Below are 1597 nucleotides of genomic sequence, written 5' to 3' on the forward strand. Positions count from 1 at the left end.
TCCCGCCCCCGTCACGCTCGACCTGCCGAACCCACTTCCGGAGCGTCTCGGTGGTGCAGCCCATCTTCGCCGCGACCGAATTGATCGCCGCCCACTGCGTCGGGTGGTCGCCGCCACCCTCCAGCACCATTCGCACGGCCCGCTCCCGCACCTCCGGCGAGTAGCTCGCCGCCGTCTTCTTCGTCGTCATGGCTCCACCTTACTCAAGGGTTGGAACCTCCGCGAAACCCGGGGCGGTTCAGTGCTTACAGGAACAACGGGCTTGAGCAGGATCACCGGGGCATCAAAGGCCGCATCCGATGTATGCGCGGGTTCAAGAGCTTCACCTCAGCCGAGCGCTTCTGTTGCAGCTACGACGAACTCCGCAATCACCTCCGCCCTTGCGTCCGCCACAACCAGCATGTTCCCGCCAACCACCGTCGCATGCTTCATCTCCGTCGTGCGACCACCGTGCTCGCCATCCTCAAGGCAGGATGAATGACGGCGGCAGCCGACGAGTGACGGCAGCTCTGGCGCGAACGCTGACAGATCCCATGAGACCCTGTTACCGGCCTTGGAACTCAGCCGCGTAAATCTCCTCGATGGCTGGAACCAGCAGACGCGTAATCACCTGCGCTTTGACCGCTCGTCGGATTGCCAGGACGTAGTTCAGATCCGCAGCCAGGTCAGCCGGCAGACTGAAGGCGACCGAGGTCCGGACGGACCCAGAGATCACCTTGGGGAGTTCAGGGTAGCGACCGGCGCGGTGCTCGGCTGCGAGCCTCCGCAGGGGGGGCGTAAGAGCCTCAATCGCGACATGGGTCCGCTTCGATCCGCGACGGTCTGCCACATCAGCAAGCTTTCGGCCGACATCAGGAGGTAGCTTGATCGACAGCGGTCGGAGGTCGTCCTCCGAAATCCCGGTCTCGCGGTGGGAGCGAGCCGTGTCTGAGTCTGCGTTCCCCCTTCCAAGCTCGGGTACAGCCGGTATGTCAGGCTCTGGCTTGGCCTGTTCGTGGCGAGTCGGAGGCTGCGGCGGCTCCGATGACGGGGCGATCTCAGCCGCCTTAGGAGTTCGTTCCGGGATTGAGGCTGCTGATCCTGCCGAGCGGCCTCGCATCGCGTAGGCCATCGCCTCCGGACTGTCGGGATCTATTGCCGGCACTGGAGCCGGAGCTATCGGGCTCGGCGCGGCCGAAGCGCTGAGGTCACTCTGTGGCCGTGCTGGGCGGCGAACCGAGATTTGGGGCTTAGACAATCGCGGCCTCCGCGCGCTTGGCCACGGCCGCGGCCCCGAATACCTCGTCGTGCAACATGGCTATGGCGTCACGTGCCTTCCGATCAGACTCGCTCGGCTTGTCCAGTTCGGTCACGGCCAGGCCAAGGGCCTCCGCTCGTTCGAACGCCGCACGCTGATGAACAACTGTTCCTAGAACGGCGAAGCCATCGTATTCGGCTGCTACGGCATCGAGATCCTGACGAGCGCGGTTCGGATCTGTCAGCGTTCGCGCCAGAGCTGCCGTCACTCGTCGGCTGCCGCCGTCATTCATCCTGCCTTGAGGATGGCGAGCACGGTGGTCGCACGACGGAGATGAAGCATGCGACGGTGGTTGGCGGG

2 protein-coding genes and 1 pseudogene are annotated in these 1597 nt (G+C 64.7%); 1 reads left to right on the forward strand and 2 read right to left on the reverse strand.

Features of this window, described 5'->3' with window-relative positions:
• Positions 1-190: transposase (locus ACO1BU_RS37240; protein ID WP_424140884.1), on the reverse strand; the 190-nt coding region annotated here is incomplete at its 3' end.
• A gap of 20 nt (positions 191-210) precedes the next feature.
• Here ACO1BU_RS37240 and ACO1BU_RS37245 point away from each other — a divergent pair.
• Positions 211-315: pseudogene (locus ACO1BU_RS37245) on the forward strand (hypothetical protein); the annotation flags it as partial.
• A 914-nt stretch (positions 316-1229) separates the two neighbouring features.
• Here ACO1BU_RS37245 and ACO1BU_RS37250 read toward each other — a convergent pair.
• Positions 1230-1597, reverse strand: a 368-nt coding sequence (locus tag ACO1BU_RS37250; protein ID WP_424140885.1) for a hypothetical protein, incomplete at its 5' end; no start/stop codon positions are given.

Source organism: Roseomonas chloroacetimidivorans, assembly GCF_049629625.1.
In the GTDB taxonomy this organism is placed as follows: domain Bacteria; phylum Pseudomonadota; class Alphaproteobacteria; order Acetobacterales; family Acetobacteraceae; genus Roseomonas; species Roseomonas chloroacetimidivorans.